Annotated in this window: 15 protein-coding genes and 1 pseudogene; 9 read left to right on the forward strand and 7 right to left on the reverse strand. The window is 66.0% G+C overall.

The features are described 5' to 3' along the window. Positions 1 to 160: 160 nt before the first annotated feature. A complete protein-coding gene (locus ACJYUO_RS07030) occupies positions 161 to 1150 on the forward strand; it encodes an NAD-dependent epimerase/dehydratase family protein (protein ID WP_494344678.1) in 990 nt (329 codons plus the stop codon). Here the strand turns inward: ACJYUO_RS07030 and ACJYUO_RS07035 are convergent. Continuing rightward, complete coding sequence (locus ACJYUO_RS07035) at positions 1147 to 2229, reverse strand: M48 family metalloprotease (RefSeq protein ID WP_494344679.1); 1083 nt, start codon at positions 2227 to 2229, stop codon at positions 1147 to 1149. The genes ACJYUO_RS07030 and ACJYUO_RS07035 overlap by 4 nt on opposite strands. Positions 2230 to 2379: 150 nt before the next feature. Here ACJYUO_RS07035 and ACJYUO_RS07040 point away from each other — a divergent pair, with 150 nt between their 5' ends. Beyond that, positions 2380 to 3441, forward strand: a complete 1062-nt coding sequence (locus ACJYUO_RS07040) for an NAD(P)-dependent glycerol-1-phosphate dehydrogenase (RefSeq protein ID WP_494344680.1) — start codon at positions 2380 to 2382, stop codon at positions 3439 to 3441. Positions 3442 to 3552: 111 nt separating this feature from the next. Here ACJYUO_RS07040 and ACJYUO_RS07045 read toward each other — a convergent pair whose 3' ends face one another. From ACJYUO_RS07045 to ACJYUO_RS07055, 3 genes are all read right to left on the reverse strand, one after another. Then, positions 3553 to 4374, reverse strand: a complete 822-nt coding sequence (locus tag ACJYUO_RS07045) for an ABC transporter permease subunit (RefSeq protein WP_494344681.1) — start codon at positions 4372 to 4374, stop codon at positions 3553 to 3555. Continuing rightward, the gene (locus ACJYUO_RS07050) at positions 4371 to 5315 is read right to left on the reverse strand and encodes an ABC transporter ATP-binding protein (protein WP_494344682.1); all 945 of its coding nucleotides are present in this window, start codon (positions 5313 to 5315) and stop codon (positions 4371 to 4373) included. The genes ACJYUO_RS07045 and ACJYUO_RS07050 overlap by 4 nt, the downstream gene beginning before the upstream one ends. Before the next feature lie 72 nt (positions 5316 to 5387). Beyond that, complete coding sequence (locus ACJYUO_RS07055) at positions 5388 to 7280, reverse strand: S9 family peptidase (RefSeq protein WP_494344683.1); 1893 nt, start codon at positions 7278 to 7280, stop codon at positions 5388 to 5390. 568 nt (positions 7281 to 7848) lie between these two features. On the opposite strand from ACJYUO_RS07055, the gene ACJYUO_RS07060 reads away from it, so the two are divergent. The 3 genes from ACJYUO_RS07060 to ACJYUO_RS07070 all read left to right on the forward strand — a co-directional run bounded on the left by ACJYUO_RS07060 (position 7849) and on the right by ACJYUO_RS07070 (position 12641). Then, positions 7849 to 10398, forward strand: coding sequence for an integrin alpha (locus ACJYUO_RS07060; RefSeq protein ID WP_494344684.1), 2550 nt, complete (start codon positions 7849 to 7851; stop codon positions 10396 to 10398). A 492-nt stretch (positions 10399 to 10890) separates the two neighbouring features. Next, positions 10891 to 11466 (forward strand): hypothetical protein, encoded by a 576-nt coding sequence (locus ACJYUO_RS07065; RefSeq protein WP_494344685.1) that lies wholly within the window; start codon positions 10891 to 10893, stop codon positions 11464 to 11466. 113 nt (positions 11467 to 11579) lie between these two features. Further along, on the forward strand, positions 11580 to 12641 hold the full coding sequence (locus tag ACJYUO_RS07070; protein ID WP_494344686.1) for a glycosyltransferase family 4 protein: 1062 nt from the start codon (positions 11580 to 11582) through the stop codon (positions 12639 to 12641). A gap of 35 nt (positions 12642 to 12676) precedes the next feature. On the opposite strand, the pseudogene trpB reads toward ACJYUO_RS07070, so the two are convergent. Beyond that, positions 12677 to 13827 (reverse strand): annotated as a pseudogene (gene trpB, locus ACJYUO_RS07075) (tryptophan synthase subunit beta). 330 nt (positions 13828 to 14157) lie between these two features. Then, positions 14158 to 15849 carry an NADH-quinone oxidoreductase subunit D gene (locus ACJYUO_RS07080; protein WP_494344687.1) on the reverse strand — a complete coding sequence of 564 codons (1692 nt, stop codon included), beginning with the start codon at positions 15847 to 15849 and terminating at the stop codon, positions 14158 to 14160. A gap of 183 nt (positions 15850 to 16032) precedes the next feature. Between ACJYUO_RS07080 and ACJYUO_RS07085 the strand changes: the two genes are divergently transcribed. Continuing rightward, positions 16033 to 16968: a phosphatase PAP2 family protein gene (locus ACJYUO_RS07085; protein ID WP_494344688.1), complete on the forward strand. Its 936-nt coding sequence runs from the start codon at positions 16033 to 16035 to the stop codon at positions 16966 to 16968. 94 nt (positions 16969 to 17062) lie between these two features. Here ACJYUO_RS07085 and ACJYUO_RS07090 read toward each other — a convergent pair whose 3' ends face one another. Beyond that, the gene (locus ACJYUO_RS07090) at positions 17063 to 17866 is read right to left on the reverse strand and encodes a hypothetical protein (protein ID WP_494344689.1); all 804 of its coding nucleotides are present in this window, start codon (positions 17864 to 17866) and stop codon (positions 17063 to 17065) included. A gap of 301 nt (positions 17867 to 18167) precedes the next feature. On the opposite strand from ACJYUO_RS07090, the gene ACJYUO_RS07095 reads away from it, so the two are divergent. The 3 genes from ACJYUO_RS07095 to ACJYUO_RS07105 all read left to right on the forward strand — a co-directional run bounded on the left by ACJYUO_RS07095 (position 18168) and on the right by ACJYUO_RS07105 (position 21014). After that, on the forward strand, positions 18168 to 19757 hold the full coding sequence (locus ACJYUO_RS07095; protein ID WP_494344690.1) for a sulfatase: 1590 nt from the start codon (positions 18168 to 18170) through the stop codon (positions 19755 to 19757). Positions 19758 to 19961: 204 nt separating this feature from the next. Continuing rightward, a complete protein-coding gene (locus ACJYUO_RS07100; RefSeq protein WP_494344691.1) occupies positions 19962 to 20249 on the forward strand; it encodes an Hsp20/alpha crystallin family protein in 288 nt (95 codons plus the stop codon). Positions 20250 to 20348: 99 nt separating this feature from the next. Further along, entirely contained in the window at positions 20349 to 21014 is a 666-nt protein-coding gene (locus ACJYUO_RS07105) for a lactate utilization protein (protein WP_494344692.1), read from the forward strand. Positions 21015 to 21047: the final 33 nt, after the last annotated feature.

Below are 21047 nucleotides of genomic sequence, written 5' to 3' on the forward strand. Positions count from 1 at the left end.
TACCACGACCCGACCAATAGAACCCTCCCCTGCGGGTCACCGCGCTTACCGGTCCATCCAAGATCGAACGACACGTTCGGACCGAGTTTGTCGAACGGATGACTCGAGACAATCGAGTCTCGTCCGCCACCGTTTTCTCTCACAGTCGTGACGGCTACACATGGACAGCGCACTCGTTATCGGCGGCACTCGCTTTATCGGACGCCACCTCGTGGACGATCTGCTCGCACACGACTACGACGTGACGATCTTCAATCGCGGGACCAGCGAGAACCCGTTCGAAGACGACGACCGGGTCGCCCACGTCGAGGGCGATCGGACGAACGACACGGCACTCGAGTCGGCCGCGATGACGGTCGACCCCGACGCCGTCTTCGACTGCGTCGCCTACCACCCGAAGGACGTCCACGCCGCGACCCGAATCTTCGACGACTGCGAGGCCTACGTCTACGTCTCGAGCGGTGCGGCCTACGGTGCCGAGGAGATCCCAAAGCGGGAAGGCGAGACCGCCCTCGAGCCCTGTTCGGCCGAGCAGGCGACCGACGACGCCTTCGAGACCTACGGCAATCGAAAGGCCGAGGGCGACCGCGCCGTCTTCGCGGCGGCGGACAACGGTGTCCGCGCCATGGCGGTCAGACCGCCGATCGTCTACGGCCCCCACGACCACACCGAGCGACTGGACTGGTGGGTCGACCGCGTAAACCGGTTCGATCGCGTCGTCGTCCCCGGCGACGGGACGAACCTCCGCCACCGCGTCTTCGTCGAGGACGTCGCCAGCGCCCTGCGGATCGTCGCTGAACGCGGCGACGCGGGCGAGGCCTACAACGTCGGCGACCGGCGGCTCGTCACGCTCGAGGAGATGGTCGAGCTGATCGCCGAGTCACTCGAAACGACGATTGATATCGTCCACGCCGGCCCCCGCGAACTCGCGGCCGGCGACATCGATCTCGACGACTACCCGCTCTACCGGACCTACCCGCACGTCCTCTCGACGGCGAAACTCGCGGCCCTCGGCTGGGAGTCGACGCCGCTCGAGGCGGCCATGGATCGCTCGGTGGCGGACCACCTCGAGAGCGACCGCGACGGGGACGACAACGGGCCGGATCGGGAGGCCGAAGAGCGCGTGCTGAGCATTCTGGATACGCTCTAATCGGACTTTCGGAGGCGCTCGAGGCGTCGCGCCGTCGACGGCGTCGAGGCGAGTCGTTCGTGGAGTCGACTGCGACTATCGGTCACGCTGGGGGTCGCTTCGTACGCGCTCGTGAGGGGCTCCACTCCGACTTCGCGGGCCGCACGGCGGTCGGCGGCGAACTCACAGCGCTGGAGATACCGGACCAGAAGCGGCCACGTAACGGCGAGGCCGCCGAGTGCGACGAACATCGACAGCCAGACAGTCAGGATGAGAAACAGCCCGAAGAGCGCCGCCACGACGAGTGCTCGCCGTTCGAGCAGTCGGAGTTCGTCGGCGGCGCGTCCGCGTGCACACAGCGCCGCCAGTTCCTCGTCGTCGAGAACGTCGAACGCGTAATCGGTCGCGTATAGCTGCCGGTTCCAGAACGGCCCGTCGAGGGAGAGTCCGGCTGTTTCGGTTTCCCGGCCGGCGAACACCCCGGCGACGGTCGCAGTCAAATCGGCCCGGTCGGCCGCGGCCTCGAGCCGTCGCCGCTGTTCGGCCGTCGGCTCGGAGATGTCCTGCGAGAGTCGAATACTGTACTGCAGCCAGGCGTAGACGCCGATGGCGAGGACGGCGAACACGACCGGAATCAACAGCGGGCTCGGATCCGACGCGCCGAAAAGTGCTGTGACGGGGGCGAGCGAACCCAGACAGAATATCGCGATCGCTGCGAGATACTTGCCGAGACGGGCCGCTGCCGTCGATGCGCTGATCTCGAGCCCGCGGCGCTCGCGAGCGTACGGAAACGCGCCGAGGTACGCGACGAGGACTGCGACGATCGTTCCGGCCGCCGTCGGGGCCCACGCGAGCGGCGTTGCGAGGCCACTGCCTAGTAGCGGGTGGACAGACGAGAGGGCCGTCTTCGTCGTATCGATGAGGCCGGAAAACGTGAGGGCAAGAAATGTGACAAGGCCGACGGCGGTGAGAAACCGATACGTCCCTCGCGATCCCTGACCGTCGGTACCCCTGCGTCGAATCGCGAACCGCCCGTACAGCCGACCGGCGATATAGCCGACGACGAGCAGGCCGAGCCAACGCGCGAGCACGCCAATCATATCTTCGAATTCGCCTTAGTAAATATATAAGACATCGTTTTCGATACAACGGCACTCGAGCCGACCGACACGAACCCGGCGCAGCGATTTCCTCCCAGCCAGCGCGCCGACGAGGAAAAACACATGTCCCGGGGGTGTGTCAGGGCCACTATGTTCGAGAAGTCGACGTGGATTCGCCTCCCGCGAAACGTCGTCGTCGGTCACGGCGTTCGCGACGAGGTCCTCGACGTGGTCGATGATCTCCACTTGCAGGGGCGGCCGCTGTTCATCACGAGTCCGACGCCTCGAGAAGTCGCTGCGGACCCCATCGCGGCCGATTTCGAGGCCGCCGGGATCGAGCCCGCGATCGTCACGATCGAGAAGGCGACCTTCGACGCCGTCGAGCGGGTGATCGAGGCCGCCGAAGCCGAGGACGTCTCCTATCTTGTCGGGATCGGCGGCGGGAAGGCGATCGACATCGCGAAACTGGCCAGTCACCATCTCAACATGGGCTTTCTCTCGGTGCCGACGGCGGCCAGCCACGACGGGATCGTCAGCAATCGCGGCTCGGTTCCCGACGGTGATTCCCGGCACAGCGTCGCCGCGGAGCCGCCGCTCGCGGTCGTCGCCGACACCGGTATCCTCGCCGACGCGCCGTGGGAACTGACCACGGCCGGCTGTGCCGACATCATTTCGAACTACACCGCCGTCATGGACTGGCGACTCGCCCAGCGACTCCAAGGTGCTGAGTACTCCGAGTACGCCGCCGCCCTCTCGGAGATGACCGCCGAAATCCTCGTGGACAACGCCGACCTGATCCGCCCGGGCTTAGAGGAATCCGCATGGGTCGTCACCAAGGCGCTCATGTCCTCGGGCGTCGCGATGAGCATCGCGGGCTCTTCCCGGCCGGCCAGCGGAGCCGAACACCTCTTTTCTCACCAGCTCGACCGGCTGGCACCCGAGGCGGCCCTGCACGGCCATCAGGTCGGCGTCGGCTCGATCATGACTGCCTACCTCCATCAGGGCGAAAACGGGATCTGGCGGGACATCCGCGACGCGCTCTCGAGCATCGACGCGCCGACGACCGCCGCCGAACTGGGCATTGACGACGAGACGATCATCGAATCGCTGACGACCTGCCACGAGATCCGGGACCGCTACACGATTCTGGGCAACGGGATGAACGAGCGCGCGGCTCGAGACGTGGCGACGAAAACGGGCGTCATCGACTGATACGGATTGCTGTACCGATTTCCCGGCGCAACCGCCGCTCGGGTCGTGGTTGCGCCGGAAATGACGTACAGTAAACCGTATGAGAGCGGCAACGAGAAGCGACGATCGGTTTCAGCCCAGATCTGCGCGTTCGAACCGCCAGATACCGAGCGCGAGCGGGACGACGAGCCAGCCGAGCATGACGACGATCATCGTCTCGCCTTGCAGGAACCACGGCAGCCCTTCGGGAATGGTGTTGAACCCGTCGGGGAAGACGAGTCCGGTGGAATTTGCGTACGCCGCCGTCGGGCTGACCAGCGACTGGACGAACGTGATCTGGTTCATCGACACCTCGAGTCCGGCGAGGTCGTTCGCGACGTAATCGATGACGAGTTGCAGCGGGCCCAACACGTTCAACACGCTGGTGACGAAGAAGAAGGCGATCGAGCCACCCATTGCGCGCGACCGGGAGGCCGTCGCGGCCGAGATGCCGATCGCGACGGCGACGTAGGTCAGCGCGTAGAGGACCGTCAGCGCCATCATCCCACCCAATACGTCGAGCCGTGGCTCGGGATACCACAGCAGCGTCAGGACCGCGCTCACCAGAAACGCGAGGACGATCGACGCGCTGACGATGCCCGTTCGGGTGATGAACTTCCCGAGGACGACGTCGCGGCGCGCGTTCGGAATCGAGAGCAGATACTTGATGCCGCCGGATTCGCGTTCGCCGGCGATGGCGAGGTACGCCGTCACGAGCGCAATCAGCGGGATAAACATCGCGCCCACGGCCGTCAGGTTCCAGAGCGAGTACAGGATGTTCGGGTCCTGACTGCCGGTCTGACCGGCGTAGATCAGCAGCAGCATAAACAGGACGTAGAGCGCGCCGACGAACCAGACGATCTTCGCCCGGCGGACGTCGAGGAAGTCCTTTTTCGCGACATCGAGCGTACTCATGCCGACACCTCCGGCGTGTCGGCGGTTCCCTCCGTTCGATCGCCGTTCGTGTACGTGTTGAACAACTGCTCGAGCGAGACGTCTTCGGAGACGATGTCTTCGACGGTCGTCGCCGACGCGACGTGGCGGACGACATCGACCTTGACCGAGGGGTCAGCGCAGGTCGCCGTGATCGTCGTGCCCTCGACCGTCACCGAGCGGACGCCCGTGAGACGGTCCAGATCGAGGCCGTCGGGGACGGTCGCGACCTCGAGCGTGATCGGCGCGCCGAGGTCGAGTTCGCCCTGCAGATCGTCGAGCGTGCCGGTCGCGACCAGTCGCCCCTCGTTCATGATGCCGATGCGGTCGCAGACGGCCTCGACCTCGCCGAGGATGTGACTCGAGAAGAAGACCGAGGTCCCGCGGTCCGCTTCCTCGGCGATGATCTCGCGCATCTCCTGCATCCCCGCGGGGTCCAGCCCGGAGGAGGGTTCGTCGAGGATCAGGAGGTCGGGGTCGCCGACCAGCGCCATGCCAAAGCCCAGCCGTTGGGCCATCCCCTTCGAGTAGTCGCCCGCGGGGCGGTCCCCGTCCTCGCTGGAGAGGCCGACCCGCTCTAAGAGGGTGTCGGGGTCGTCGGCGGCGTCTTTCGTGTCGATGACCCACTGGAGGTGTTCGCGTGCGGTGAGTCGATCGTAGACGCTCGCCCCTTCGGGGAGGACGCCAATGCGACGGCGGATTTCGTCGGTGTTGGCTTGGGCGTCGAGGCCGAGGACCGACGCGTGCCCCTCGGTCGGCCGGACGAAATCGAGGAGCATGTTGATCGTCGTCGACTTTCCGGCCCCGTTCGGGCCCAGAAAGCCGAACACTTCGCCGTCCTCGACAGTGAGGTGGAGGTCGTCGACGGCGAGGACCGACTCGCCGTATCGCTTGGTGAGACCAGTCGTTTGGATAGCGGCCATATGCGGGGCCTCATTACCCATTGGTGTATATTTTTTGCAACTAACACCGAGAAACGACCGGCCCGGCGCGGCTCAGACGTGCTCGTCGAGGAAGTCGGCGATCGCGGAGTAGGCTTCGATGCGGTTCTCGAGTTTCGAGAAGCCGTGGCCCTCGTCCTCGAAGATCAGCTTTCGGACGGGAACGCCCTGCTCGGCCGCCTTCTCGGCGATCTGTTCGGCTTCGCCGACGGGCACACGGGGGTCGTTTTCCCCGTGGAGGACGAACAGCGGTGCCTCGATGTGTTCGACGTTGTTGATCGGCGAAATCTCCTCCAAGAACTCCCGGTCGTCCTCGAGCGACCCGTACTCGGCCTCTCTGAGTTCCCGACGCCAGTCGCCCGTGTTCTCGAGGAAGGTCACGAAGTTGGCAATGCCGACGATGTCGACGCCGGCCGCCCAGAGGTCGGGGTACTCGGTCAGCGCGGCGAGGACCATGAAGCCGCCGTAGGAGCCGCCCTTAGCGGCGATCCGGTCGGGATCGATCGCGGGGTGGTCCTGCAGCCACTCGACGCAGGCCTCGATGTCCGCGACCGAGTCCATCCGCTTTTCGACGTCGTCGAGACTGGCGTAGTCGGCACCGTATCCGGACGACCCGCGGACGTTCGGCTCGAAGTAGGCGTAGCCCCGGTCGAGGAAGTACTGCTTGACACTCGAGAAGGAGGGCCGTCGCTGGCTCTCGGGGCCGCCGTGGATGTCGACGATGACCGGCGTTTGGCCGTCCTCGCGGTCGTCGGGGAGGCTCAGGAAGCCGGGCACCTCGAGCCCAGCGTGGGACTCCGGAGGAGTCCCACTGGCTGACGGGCGCTGCCCGTCAACGCCGAAACTTTCAACGCTGACGAGTTCGGAGCCGATGAACGTTTCTGGAGGGATGCCCGCGGTCGGCGCGTTCGTCCACTGCTCTGCCTCGCCGGTCTCGGTGTCGACCACGAAGACGTTCGTGTTGACCGTGTCGCCGCTCGTCGACAGCGCGAACCGCTCGGCGTCGGGATCGAAGCTCACGCCGCCGGAGATCCCGCCCGGCAGGTCGGGCTCGGCGAAGGTCTCGAACTCGGTCGGGTCGTCGGAATCGAACTCGCCGACGGTGAGATCGGTGTAGCCCTCGACGTTCCGCGAGTAGACGAACCGGCCCGTTTCGTCGTCCAGCGCGATGCCGCCGACGTTCCAGCCGTCGCCGTCGGCGACGGTCTCGAGATCGCCGGTCTCGAGGTCGAGATAGGCCAGATACAGGGTGTCGGTGTCGCCCTCGTCAGTGATCAGATAGATTCCCTCGCCCGCGTGCCCACTGGCACGTTCCGAGGGAGCCCAACTCGCACTCTGATAGCGAACGTCGCCCTCGTGGGGCGTAAGGTGCTCGATATCGGGGTCGTCGGCCTCGAGGTCGAGGACGTACAGGTCCTGATCGAAGTTGGAGTAGGCCTGCGAGACGAGCAGTCGCGAGTCGTCGGGGCTCCAGCCGGCCAGCGAGAGCCAGCCGTCGCCCTCGTAGACCAGCCGTGCGTCGTCTCCCCGTTCGTCGCGGCCCTGCACGTAGACGTCGAAAACCGACTCGTCGCGGCGGTTCGAGGTGAAGGCGAAGCGTTCCCCGTCGTGGCTCCAGCCGCCCCATCGGTGTTTGGCCTCCGGCATCGCGGTGACGTTTTCGATCTCGCCCGTTTCAGCGTCTAATCGGAACAGTTGTGCGCGTTCGTTGCCGCCCTCGTCCATCCCGAAAATCAACTCCGGACGCTCGGGCGACCACGAAGCGAAGGTCACCCGCTCGTCGTAGAACGTCCGCTGCTCGGGCCAGCCACGGGGCTCCTCGAGAGTCCAGACCTGCGAGGTCCCGGTCGTGTCCATCAGGAACGAGAGCCGTTCACCGTCGGGGCCGAACGAGGCACCGTAGGCGCTGCGAACGTTGAGATAGCGCTCGATATCGTAGCCGCTCATGCCACACGAGTCTCGGGCCGACGCGTAAACCGTTTCGCCTCCGGCGGTTCTGTCCCGGGTGACGACCGGCGCTGAGTCTCCGATGGACGGCCGTTCCGACGACAGGGAGTCGCCATCTCGAGAGAGCCTCGATCGGCGATCCGTTGGACCGAATCAACGACGGCGATCAGCCGCTACCCGCGATGGCGCTATCGCGACTCGAGGCGCGCTGTCAGCGCTGCCGGGAGAGCGACAGCAAACTGAACGTTATCTCGCGCTATCGAATTTATTCCGCATCTATGGCCATGGCTGCAAAATATTAGGTTCGGTGACGGATTTCAGTCACCCGGTTTTGTCCTGTAACGGACTGTCGCCCCACTCGCTGTATCCTCGGCCATTTTTCTCGAGGGGCCGGTGAAGCGATTCGGTTGATCGACGAGAGCCGTCACAAGTGGTATACTAGTCGCTTATTCCGCTATTCGTTCCAGAATGTAATCCGATAGTTTAGCAGCCTGTGACGAGATTCCGACACAGTCTGTGTGGCGCACATAACAAAACACCAATCCGGCGGTAATAGTCCCGTGGTTACATGAAAACGCGCCATTCGACGGAGAAGGGTACAGCACCGCCGGACCGGCGGAGAACGTGGGTCACCGTCATGACCGTCCTGATATCGGTCGTTGGGATGACCGTCGGGTCGGTCGCAGCGGTTTCGGCGATCGGGGTCCACCCGACAGGCGATACCCCGGGTGACGAGGAGGTGACAGCGGCGGATCAACCGACTGACCGACAAGGCATCGGACTCGAGAGCGGCGGTAGTCTCTCCGATGCGCGGACGACCGTCCGCGGCGAGAGCGCGAACGATTCGGTCGGCGAGACGGTCGTCGGTACCGGCGATCTCTCCGGAGACGGAACTGACGACATCGCACTCGGCGTCCCGAACGAAAACGACTGCACGGGTGCGGTCCATCTATTCGTCGGCCCCGTTGACGCAGGTGACCGCAGCGCGGCCGATGCCGACGTGACGATCACCGGCGAGTCACCGGGCGACCGGGTTGGCTACGATATCGCGTCCGCAGACGTGACCGGCGACGGGGACCGAGATCTCGTCGTGGGCGCACCCGGGAGCGCCGCCGGCACGGACGGGGCCGGTGCAGTCTACATCTTCACCGGCAGCGATCTCGCAGTCGGAGATCACGCTGACACGGCCGAACTGAGCCTCGAGGACGCGTCCGTGACGCTCACCGGGGACGGCGCGACCGACCGCTTCGGTCACGCCGTCGCGGCCGCTGACGGGCTGGTCGCCGTCGGTGCGCCCGGAACGAACGACGAGGCCGGCAGCGTACACGTGTTCACTGACCGCTCGACGAGCGCGACTGCGAGCGACGCCAAGGCGACCTACCACGGCGAGACCGCCGGCGATCGCGCCGGCTGGTCGGTAGCCGCCGTCCCGAACTACACGGACCGGGGCGACACCGCGCTTGCCGTCGGCGCACCCCACGCCGACGACGCGGGAGCGGCCTACGTCCTTTTCGACCCGATCGCGGGCGACACCCCCCTCGAGAGCGCCGCACAGACGTTCCGAGGAGAAGCCCCTGGCGACACTGCGGGTTGGGCCGTCGCGACCGCCGGAGATGTCGATGCCGACGGACTCGAGGATCTGCTCGTCGGTGCGCCGACTAACGACGCTGCCGGCGACGACGCCGGGGCTGCATACGTCTTGCTCGGCGGTACCGACCATGCCGACGTGACCGATCTCGGCGACGCCCACGCGATCCGCCGCGGCGCGGCCGCCGGTGATCTCGCCGGCTGGGCCGTCTCCTCGGCCGGTTCGGGCGACGTGACGTGCGACGAGTACGCTGACATCCTCGTCGGCGCGCCGAACCACGACGGACACGGTGCGGATGCCGGCGCAGCGTACGTTGTCGCCGGCGGTGACGGGATAGACACCGAGTCGAGCCTCTCGAGCGCTCACGCGACGCTTCGCGGCGGAACCAAGGGCGACACGGCCGGCTACTCGGTCGACGACGCCGGTGACGTGACCGGAGATGGGGCCAACGATGTCCTCGTCGGCGCACCGGGGTCCGAGCACTCACACGGCGCGGCGTACGTCGTCGCGGGCAACTGCTCCGATGCTGCCAGTCCAACCGCGCTCGGAGAACAGACCGAAACCGACGCGCTCGAGCAGCCTACGGGGACGACACAGCCCAGCAAGGCTGACAAGCCGAAACCGACGGGCGACGTGCTCGAGTCCGCGGATCAGTCGAAACCGGATATCGACGCGGACCGAGAAGAACCGGAGGTTCCGGAAGAGCCAGAAGAACCGGAGGAGCCGGAGGAACCAAAAGAGCCTGAAGAACCGGAAGAGCCGCAGGAACCAGAAGAACCTGAAGAACCGGAGGAGCCGCAGGAACCGGAAGAGCCGGAAGAACCGGAGGAACCGGAAGAGCCTGAAGAGCCGGAAGAGCCAGAGGAACCGGAAGAACCTGAAGAGCCGGAAGAGCCAGAGGAACCTGAAGAACCGGAGGAACCGGAGGAGCCTGAAGAGCCAGAAGAACCCGAGGAACCTGAAGAACCCGAAGAGCCGGAAGAACCGGAGGAGCCTGAAGAGCCGGAAGAACCGGAGGAGCCTGAAGAGCCAGAAGAACCCGAGGAACCTGAAGAGCCAGAAGAACCCGAGGAACCTGAAGAACCGGAGGAGCCTGAAGAGCCAGAAGAACCCGAGGAACCTGAAGAACCGGAGGAGCCTGAAGAGCCAGAAGAACCCGAGGAACCTGAAGAACCGGAGGAGCCTGAAGAGCCAGAAGAACCCGGAGAGCCGGTAGTTACCGTGTTCCGCGGCTGTAGTCAAGTGAACCTCTACGGCCTCGAGGTCGGCGACTCGATCACCGTTACGGCGATCACCGAGGACGGCCGAGAGGAGCAGTCGACGTTCACGGTGGCGGAGGGTGACCTCCAAGGACCGCCGGCGAACCAGTTCTTCGCGGTCACCGCCAGCGATTTCGAGGCCGAGTACGGCTCGGTCGACGGCGGGTGGAAGATCTACGAGGCGAACGGGGTATCAAACGACAACGTCCGACAGAACTCGCAGGGACAGTACACCTGCGGGAACGCGGGCGGCGGACCGAACGGGAGGTAACGCCACCCCGCGGCATCCCCAACGAGGCGTCGTGACTGACACCGGTGCTCGCGTCGAGACGGAGTGCGAACCGGTGTTCCGCGCTGATTTATTTTGCGACGAAACGCGGATCGCCGAACGACAGTGCTGTCGGAGCTTTAGTAGCCATTGACAGTCAGTGCACACCTGATCGCACGACTGCGTCGCGATCAGTGTGTAAATCCTTTCAGTGGCTGGTATAACTGGCACTGCACATCGACTCGAGCGAGAGCCTGCGAGCGGTGGGGCAATCGATTCAGTGGTGACTGTGGATTTGCATGGAACGGACGTTTTGTCCGCGTACGGTCTGCTTGCCCGTCTATCCGCGAGCGGAGACGCCGTAGGGACTGGTTATCCGGCGTGTAGACGTGGGCTGTCCCGGCGCTGTGCGCTGGATCGCTACCGGCACAGAACGTGACTCGAGTCGGGGATGGCTGTGGTTAACAAAGCCGTATCGCGTGCCGAACCCAGTCAATGGCAGACGAAGTCGACGAGTCGCCGGTCGGGACCGTCCTCGTAACGACCGTGCTCATCCTCGCGGCATTCGGGCTGACCATCGCGGCCGTCGGCCCGGAGCTGTTCACGGCCGAGTCCGCCGAGGTACCCGAGTCCGACGGCGAACTCGAGTCGCTCGGGAGCCAGGGCGCTGACGCCGAAACGGCGGGTGACGGCTCCGGGAACGAGAGTTCAGATGGGGATGAGGGAAGCGACCGCGAGGACAACGAGTCCGACGGCGATCCGATCGATATCGGCGGTAATGAAAGCAGTGACAACGAGAGTATCGGCGGCAACGAGAGCGTGGGTGGTAACGAGAGTGACGGCGGCAACGAAACCGATGGTGACGACGCGGAATCCGGGACCGGTGAGGACGACAGCGACGAGGGGACAGCAGACAGCGAGAGTGACGACGATGGCGGCGACACGGACGAGAGCGATGCGGATAGCGGGAGCGGTGATGATGGCGGGGACGATGAAACGGATGGCGACACGGACGGGGGGACCACGGACGGAGACGACGACACCGACGACACTGACGATGGGTTCTTCTAGCCACTGAGTCCGCCGCTCGTTTCAGCCCGAACGGTCGCTGAATCGGCAACTGAAGGGACTCGAGTTGAGCGAAACAGGGAGTTTTTAACCTCTCGCTCGCATTCTGCGAGCAGATGCGAATCGCGTTCGTCTCGTTCGAAACGACACACCACCGCGACACCGAGACGAACGAGCGGTTGCGGACCGTTTGCGAACTCCTCGCAGAGCATGGCCACGATGTCCACTGGTACTGTGCCGGGTTCTGGGCCGGCGAGGAGTCCACGTTCGACGCGGACGGAATCACCTATCACGCGGTCTCGAACGGTCTCGAGGCCCGGAGTTCGTTCCTCATGCGGCTCCCCTTCGTTCTGGCGGCTGCGAGTCCGGATATCGTTCACGTCAGCGCACAGCCTCCGACCCAGGTCGTCGCAGCCAAGTGGGGGGCGACGCTCGCACGCGCCCCGCTCGTCCTCGAGTGGTACGGCGACGGCGGCGTCACAGACTCCCGGTGGACGCGGTTCGCGACGGGCCGACCGAACCGGATCGTCGCGCCCTCGGAACTCGTCGGGACGTGGATCCGAGAGATCGGGGCCGACGGCGACCTCGTCGAGACGGTGCCGAACCCCATCGACTGTGACCTGATTCAGGCCGTCGAACCGGGCGAAGAAGTCGACGTGATCTACGCCCGCCGGCTCGATGAGGGGGCGAATCTCGAGAGCCTGCTATTGGGGCTGGCCGAACTCCGTGGCCGGGACTGGTCCGCGAACGTCGTCGGTGACGGGCCCGAACGGGATGCCTACGAGCAACTAACGCGGGACCTCCGGATCGAGGATCGGGTGACGTTCCTCGGCGACCTCGCCCTCGAGGAGCGGATCGCGGCCTACCGCGGAGCCCACGTCTTCGCCCAGACGGCCGATCACTGCGTCTTCCCGACGGAGCTGCTGTGGGCGATCGCCGCCGGCTGTGTCGGCATCGTGGAGTACCACGCGGACTCGAGCGCTCACGAACTCGTCGAGGGCTGGGACCGCGGGTTCCGGACCACCAGCGAGGACGAGTTAGCCGAGGCGATCGTCGCGGCGGGCGATCTCGAACACCGCGAGTACGACGAGGCCTTTTCGGACTACGATCGCTCGGCAGTGGCAGACCGGTATCTCGAGCTGTACCGTTCGGTCCAGGACGAGCAGGGGCTGTTGTAGCGCGCGGAGACGGTAGACCGCGGAACGGGCGGATTTTAGAGGTCGAACTTCGCGGCTGCCGTCTCCATGTCCTTGTCACCGCGACCCGAGAGGTTCACGAGGATCGTATCGTGCTCGCCGGCCTCGGCGAGTTCGATCGCGCGAGCGATCCCGTGGCTGGACTCGAGGGCCGGGATGATGCCCTCGGTCTCGCTCAGTTCGCGGAAGGCCGCCAGCGCTTCGTCGTCGGTGACGCCCGTGTACTCACAGCGGCCGACGGCCCGGAACATGGCGTGTTCGGGGCCGACACCGGGGTAATCGAGCCCCGCCGAGACGGAGTGGACGTCGACGTCCTCGTCGATGACCCGCGTTTTCATCCCGTGAATCACGTCGTCAGTCCCCTGTGCGAGCGGGGCGGCGTGCTGGCTCGAGTCCGATCCCTTCCCGCCGCCTTCGGCGCCGTAGAACTCGACCGGGTCGTCGCGGAAGGCGTGGAAGAGGCCGATCGCGTTCGAGCCGCCGCCGACGCAGGCGACCGCGACGTCGGGCAAATCGCCCGTGCGCTCCTGGATCTGCTCGCGGGCCTCCCGACCGATGACACTCTGGAAGTCCCGGACCATCCGCGGGAACGGGTCGGGACCGACGACGCTGCCAACCAGATAGTGCGTGCTCTCGACGTTCTGAGCGAAGTCCTCGAGCGCGGCGTCCACCGCGTCGGCGAGGCCCTCGTCCCCCGCGTGACCTCGTTGACCTCGGCACCCATCAGGCGCATCCGGAAGACGTTCATCTCCTGGCGCTCGGCGTCTTTCCGGCCCATGTAGATCTCCGTCTCGAGGTCGAGCAGAGCCCCGACCATCGCGGTCGCGGTGCCGTGTTGGCCGGCCCCGGTCTCGGCGATCAGCTGGTCGCGGCCCGCTCGCTTGGCGAGCAGGGCCTGCCCGAGACAGTTGTTGATCTTGTGTGCGCCGCCGTGGAGCAGGTCCTCGCGCTTGAGATAGATGTCCGCGCCGTAGCGCTCGCTCAGGTTCCGCGCGTAGTACAGCGGGGTCGGCCGGCCGGCGAACTCCTCGAGCAGGCCGCGCAGTTCCGACTGGAATTCGTCGGTGTTGGCGACGTCGTCGTAGGCCGTCGCCAGTTGCTCGAGCGGGTCCCGGAGCGGCTCCGGGACGTGTCGACCGCCGTATCCCTCGAATTCTCCGTTTTCCATACGCCGGTGAATTGCGCGCACATGGTCAAATAGATTCGTGCCGCTGGCGGCATTGAACGTTCCCGACCGTCGCGGTCGGTCGACAGGTAACAGTATATGGTTCACTCGACGTGCGGTGGCGCGCGCTGTCGGCCACCCGAGCCTTGCGAGGGTGGCAGATAACACTGCGCGAGGGATGAGCGAACGAACGACAGTGAGTGAGCGAGTCGGTTGGGGAGGGTGTGGCGATTCCGTGTTGTCATGGGAGCAAGCTATTACCGTCGTCGTCACCGACGGGGCACTCGATCAACTCTCGAGGCGGGCAGCGGCGAGTAGATCGGCAGTTTTCGTTCAGCGGTCGACGCTTCCTAACACGATATCGAGACTGCCGAGCGACGCGATCAGGTCTGCAACGTACTCGCCCTCGGCCATCTCAGGGAGCGCGGAGAGGTTGTGGAAACACGGACTGCGGATCTTGAACCGGGCCGGCGAGTTCGAGCCGTCCGCGCGAATGTAAATCCCGAGTTCGCCCTTCGCGCTCTCGACGGCGCGGTAGGTCTCCGTTCCGGCGTCCGGTTTGAGCGTTCGCGGGACGTTGCTCTGGACCGTGCGCTCATCCTCGGGCCAGTCTGCGAGTAAGTCGAGACACTGCGCGATGATCTTTGCGGACTCCTCGACTTCGCGCAGTCGGACGAGGACGCGCGCGTGGTTGTCACAACTGTCCTCGGTGACCACGTCCCACTCGAGGGTGTCGTAGTAGCCGTAGGGGTCGTCTCTGCGGAGATCGTAGTCGATACCGGAGCCGCGGGCGACGGGGCCGGTACAGCCGTAGTCTTTGGCCACCTCGGGCTCGAGCACCCCCGTCCCCATCGTCCGCCGCTGGAAGATCTCGTTGCCGGTCAGCAGGCTGTGGTACTCGTCGACCTTCGCGGGGAGTTCGTCGAGGAAGTCCCGACACTTCTCGACGAACTCGGCGCGGGGCTCGGGCAGGTCCCAGCAGACGCCGCCCAGCCGGAAGTAGTAGAACATCATCCGCTGGCCGGTCAGATCCTCCAAGATGTCCTGGACGACCTCACGGTCGCGCATGCCATATTGGAAGATGGCGGTGAAGTCGCCGTAGACATCCAGCGCGAACGTCGAGACCGCGAGGAAGTGACCAAGCATACGCCCGAACTCGGTCGCCATCGTCCGCAGGACCTGCGCGTACGCGGGGACCTCGATGTCGGCGATGTCCTCGATGGCGCGGGCGACCGCCCACTCGTTTGGCAGGTTCGCCGTGTAGTCCCAGCGGTTCGAGTAGGGAATGATCTGGTGGCGGTAGGTCCCCTGCTGGCACATTTGTTCCTCACAGCGGTGCAGGTAGCCGATATCGGGTTCGACCGCCGCGACGGACTCGCCGTCCAGCACCGTCTCGAGGTGGAGCACGCCGTGGGTCGCCGGGTGGTGAGGGCCGATATTCAGGAACATCGTGTCGGACTCGCGGCCCCGGTTGTCCGGCTCGAGCGGGTTCGCGTGTTCTGCGTACCGGACGACCTGCGGTTTGTCCTGATCGTACTCGAGCGCGAGCGGGTGGCCCTGCCAGGACTCGGGCAGCAGAATTCGCGTGAGATTGGGATGGCCCGCGTACTCGATTCCGACGAGGTCGAAGGCCTCGCGCTCGTGCCAATCGGCCGTTCGGAACACCGGTTCGGCGGACTCACAGACGGGCGCGCCCGTCGGCAGCGGGACGATCAGCGTCACCTCGTGGGTCCGCCGACCGTACTTCGTCATGTGAATGATCGACTCGTAGCGGTCCTCGTACTGCTGGGGCGTGAGACACGAGAGGTGGTCGAATCCCGCCTCGTCGCGCAACAGCCGAAGCACCGCTTGTACGTCGTCCGGGCGGATTACGAACGCCGGCGCGTTCTCGTGGTCGTCCCGGCCGATCGCGTGCTCGGAGAGCAAGGCTTCGAGTGCGGCCTCGTCGACGCCGTCTCCCCGCTGGTGGTCGTACTCCGGGTCGATGCGCTCGGCTTCGGGTTCTGGGTCTGATGTCTCGCTCATTGGACTCCCCTCGAGACGCCGACCGGTGGCGCGTCTCGGGAGGCTACAGGTGACACGGAAATGAGGGTTTTCCCGTGAGAGCGTGACTCTCTGTCGCCGTGAAACGAGTTCGGCGGCCACGGTCGGGCGGGGGCTCCGGCCGAGCGGAACGGCTTATATGTGCCGTCGGTCGTAACGTGAGGTATGTCTCGAGGGCTCGGCTGGTTCGACTCGTTTCGCGAACTCGCCCCGGAGTGGGCGGTCGTCGTGCTCGGGCTCGTCACCCAGCTCGGCGACGTGTGGTTTCTCGGCGTACTCGTTGGTACCCTCTACTGGAGAGCGACCGACGATCGGGACGAGATCGCCGCCGTCGCCGGCTTGCTCTTGGCGGGGCTTGCGCTCATTACGGGCCTGAAACACGTCTTCGCGCTGCCGCGACCCGAGCGCGTCCTCGTCGAGGTTGGGGCGCTGCCGGAGACGATCCACCCGCTGTACGAAGCCACTGCGACCGCGACCGGCTACGGCTTTCCGAGCGGCCACGCCCTGCTGACGACGATCGTCTACCTGAGTCTGGCCGAACACCTGTCCGTCGGCACGCGACGGCGGCGATACCTCGGTGCCGCCGGGATCGTGACGGCCGTCTGCTTCTCGCGGGTCGGCCTCGGTGTCCACTACCTCGTCGACGTCGTCGCCGGCATCACGGTGGGCCTGGTTTTCCTGTTCCTCGCGTGGGGGCTGTTGAACCGGTATCCGACCCATCGGGGAACGCTCGGATTCGGGCTCGCCGTCGGCCTCGCCACGTTTGCCGTCGTCGCGAGCGACGCGGACCTCGACGCCGTCCTCTTGCTCGGCGCGTCCCTCGGCGCGTTCGCCGGCTGGCAACTCGCCGTCCTCGCTCGAGCGCTGGATTCGGGCCGCGGGCCGATTCGAGAGAGTAACGGACTCGCCGCGAGAGCCGTCGGCGCGGCGCTCGTGATCGCGGCCCTCGTCGTCACGACGGGCTACTACTGGCCCGTTTCGCTGTTCGCCGGCAGCGGCGCGCTCGGACTGGCCGTTGCCGTGTTGGTACTACTGCCGGTCCTCTACCGCTCCGAGCGCGGGATGGGTCGCTGGACTCGGTCTCCCACCCGTTCGCAGTAGCTCCCCCGTCGCGTGTCGACCGTTTCGTCTCGACGGCTCGAGTCGAGAGGTCCATCCGCAGTCAAAGAGACGGCCCACAAACGAGAGTGCGCAGCTACTGCTCGCCCTCGTCGTCAGAATCGGCGTCTTCGTCTGTCTCGTCGGCGGTATCCGCTTCCTCCGTCTCCGAGTCGTCTTCGTCGCTGTCCGACGGCTCGACTTTCATGTCGGCAGCGTCCTCCGCGGGGCTCTCTTCCGGTTCGGTGTCGTCGGTCTGGGTCGGCTGGGCCTGTTCGGGCGACGGCCCCGTCGCCTCGCTGACCTCGTCGGCCATCGCCGGATCGGAGATGTCAACGGCCACGCCCTCGGTGTCGGTCTCGCGCCGGGGTTCCTCCTCGTCCGCGCCGAGATCCGGCCTCGAGCGAGAGTCGTCCTCGCCCGGCGTTTCGGTGAACGCGATCTGTGAGTCCGCGTCTCCCGTCTCGTCGATCTCGGGTTCGTCCGAAATCTCGCCGTCGGGCTGGATCTCGGACTCACGCCCGGAATCGACGCGCTCGGCGGCGGCGCTGGCCTGATCCGAGGTCTCTTTCCCCTCGGTTCCGCTCTCGACCTCCGGGACCTCCGACGACTCCGCATCCCTCGAGCGGCGTTGCTGAAGGCCGAAGCCGACCAGCCCGCTGCCGGCGATCCCGAGCGGAATCGCCCGCGCCCGGTTTCGAGCCATCGAGCGGATCGCGGCGACCAGCATGAGGCCGCCGCCGACAAGGGGCAGCGTCCCGCTCGAGAGCGCGTCGGACGCCGCCGAGGCGGCTCGTTCGGCGGGGGCGTCCAGTTCATCGAGCTCCTCGAGGTCGTCGGTCTCGTCGAAGTCACCCATCGAACCGTCCGTCGTCGCGTCGTGATCGTGGTGGTCAGTCATCTGAATCTCCGAGCGACGGTGCCGGTGGCCGGCCGGTGACGAGTGGCGTCGTCGCCGTCGTCCTCGCGACCGTCGGGCCACCGGTCCGCTCACGGGATGTACGCCGTCCGGTCGGATGAAGATTCGACCGGCAGATGACTACCCGGCCCGCGCCGACGCTGGTCCGTCGGCGACACGGTCCCGAGATCACATATTAGCGCACTCGAGCGTGTTCGGCCGGAAATCGGACGATACCTCCGATTACGGCCCTGCATACTCCGGGCGGGTGGCCTTCCCTGTCTGCCGTGGAGGTACGGTATCCATGTCGGACTGTAACGGACGTGACGACGAATCACATAGTACTGTGCGGAACGTCGTTCTCGTGGTTCTCGATACGGCCCGGGCGAAGAGCGTCGGGATGCAGCCGTTTCCGGCGGACCGAAACGAGTCGCCCGCCGGCCGCGCCGGAACCCGACTCGTGCCGGGTGATCGACCGACAACGGGCGACGATTCCGTCGGCGCACATCCGACGCCGACGCTGACCCGCCTCGCCGAGGCGGGGACCGCGTTCGAGAACGCCTTCGCGACCGCCCCGTGGACGCTTCCCTCTCACGCCTCGTTTTTCACCGGTACCTATTCTTCCGAACACGGCACGCACGGGGGCCACACCTATCTCGACGACGAACTGCGAACGCTCCCCGAAGCGTTCGACGACGCGGGATACGAGACGATCGGCGTCTCGAACAACACGTGGATCACCGAGGAGTTCGGCTTCCACCGCGGATTCGACGAACTCCGCAAGGGCTGGCAGTACATCCAGGCAGACGCCGACATGGGCGCGGTCGTCCGCGGCGAGGACATGCGGGAGAAACTCGAGGCGACCCGAAACCGTCTCTTCGACGGGAACCCGCTCGTCAACGCCGCCAACATCCTCTACAGCGAACTCTTCCAACCCGAGGGTGACGACGGCTCCGCGCGAGCGACCGACTGGATCGGAAACTGGCTCGAGACTCGAGACGACGGTCGCCCCTTCTTCCTGTTCTGTAACTTCATCGAGCCCCACGTCCAGTACGACCCGCCGAAGGAGTACGCCGAACGGTTCCTCCCCGACGGTGCCAGCTACGAGGAAGCGACCGCGATCAGGCAAGACCCCCGCGCCTACGACTGCGGCGACTACGAAATTTCAGACCACGAGTTCGCCCTGCTCCGCGGGCTCTATCGGGCCGAACTCGCCTACGTCGACCACCAAGTCAGCCGGCTCAGAGCGGCACTCGAGGACGCGGACGAGTGGGAGGACACCTTGTTCGTGGTCTGTGGCGACCACGGCGAGCACATCGGCGAGCACGGCTTTTTCGGCCACCAGTACAACCTCTACGACACGCTGCTCAACGTCCCGCTGGTCTGTCACGGTGGCCCCTTTACCGACGGCGGGCGACGCCACGACCTCGTCCAACTGCTCGATCTCCCCGCCACGCTGCTCGAGACGGCCGGCGTCGACGACCCCGAACTGCGCGAGCAGTGGTCGAGTCGCTCGCTCCATCCCGATTCGGACGACGAGGCCCGCGACGCCGTCTTCGCGGAGTACGTCGCTCCCCAGCCCTCGATCGAACGGCTCGAGGCCCGCTTCGGCGAGATTCCGGATCGAGTGCGGGAGTTCGACCGCCGGCTCCGGGCGGTCCGCACGGCCGAGTACAAGTACGTCCGCGGCGACGACGGCTTCGAGCGCTGCCACCGCGTCCGGACCGATCCGCTCGAGCACACCGATGTCAGCGACGACGAACCGGAACAGGTGCGGGCGCTTCGACGGCGACTCGAAGAGCGGTTCGAGCCGCTCGCCGAGGCCGGCGCGTCGGGCGAGGTCGAGATGCGCGAAGGGACCAAAGAGCGGTTAGCGGACCTGGGCTATCTGTGAGGAACCCGGTCGATGACCGCTGGGGTAGTGTCCGACCGGTCACACCTCGTGGGGTGGCGCGCGCTGGCGGCTCCCCGAACGATAGTGAGGGCGGCCGATAGCGCGCGCCACCGCATGTCGGTTCGACGGCCGTAGCGCGCATGCGGTATCAAACACGCAACTGTACACGCCGGGACGTTTCCGTCCGTCGTCGGAACTGCGACCATGTCCTCTCCCTCCGCGCCTCGAGTGGCGTCGTTTCCCTATCCGATGCAGTTCATCTACGAGGGGCCGGCCGACCGCCTCCGCGCCGCCGTCGACGTCGCCCCCGCGGCGATCGACGACGTGACGGTCGAAGTCGGCTCGCGTCGCGTCCGGGTCGCGGTCGACTGCGACGGCGACATCGCCGAGCGAACCGTCACACCGCTCCCGCCGGGGCTCGCCTTCGGCGACGACCGGCAAGCGAGCTACAACAACGGCGTTCTCACCCTCTCGATCGAGACGAAATCGTAGCTCCTGGGTCGACAGCGCCACCGGCATCGCCTCGAGCGCACCGCCGGTATTCGCTTGCTCTACGTTGATCCGTCGCGGCGTCGAACCACGGCTACCGCGATGAGCGACGACTACTACACGAAAGACGATTTCGCGGACGACCTCGAGATCGACGAGTCCCGATTCGATCGAGAGCCGGACGAGGAGACGATCGAGCGCGTCGTTTCGAACGTCGAGGAGCGAAACGTCGCCGTTCACGTCTTCGACGACGGCGAGCGCGCCCGCGAGCACCTCCGCGACCAGATTCCAGACGGAGCCGAAGTGATGGACGGCCACTCGACGACCCTCGAGGAGATCGGCTTCACCGACGACCTCGAGGCCGAAGACGGGTTCGATTACCTGGGGGCTCGGATACAGGAAATCGACGACGACGAGGAGCGGTCTCGGGCACGCCGGGAGGCGACGACCGCGGACGTCTTCGTCGACAGCGTCAACGCGATCGCCGAGAGCGGCGAACTGCTCGGAGCCAACGCGCTCGGCAACGCCGTCGGCGCGTGGGCGTTCGCCGCCGAATCGCTCGTTCTGGTCGGCAGCACGAACAAGATCGTCGACGACTGGGAGACGGCCGTCGAGCGGGTCCGGGAGTTCGCCTACCCGCTCGAGGACGCCCGCGCCGAGGAGGTCTACGGACAGGGCAGCGTCGTCGGCAAACTCGTCTCCCTCGAGCACGAGCGGGTCGACGACCGGACCCAACTCGTGTTGATCGACGAGCCCCACGGGTTCTGACCCCGTGCCTGCAGCACGCTTTTGCTCGCCAGT

The sequence above is a fragment of the Natrinema sp. CRL1 genome, assembly GCF_059162405.1.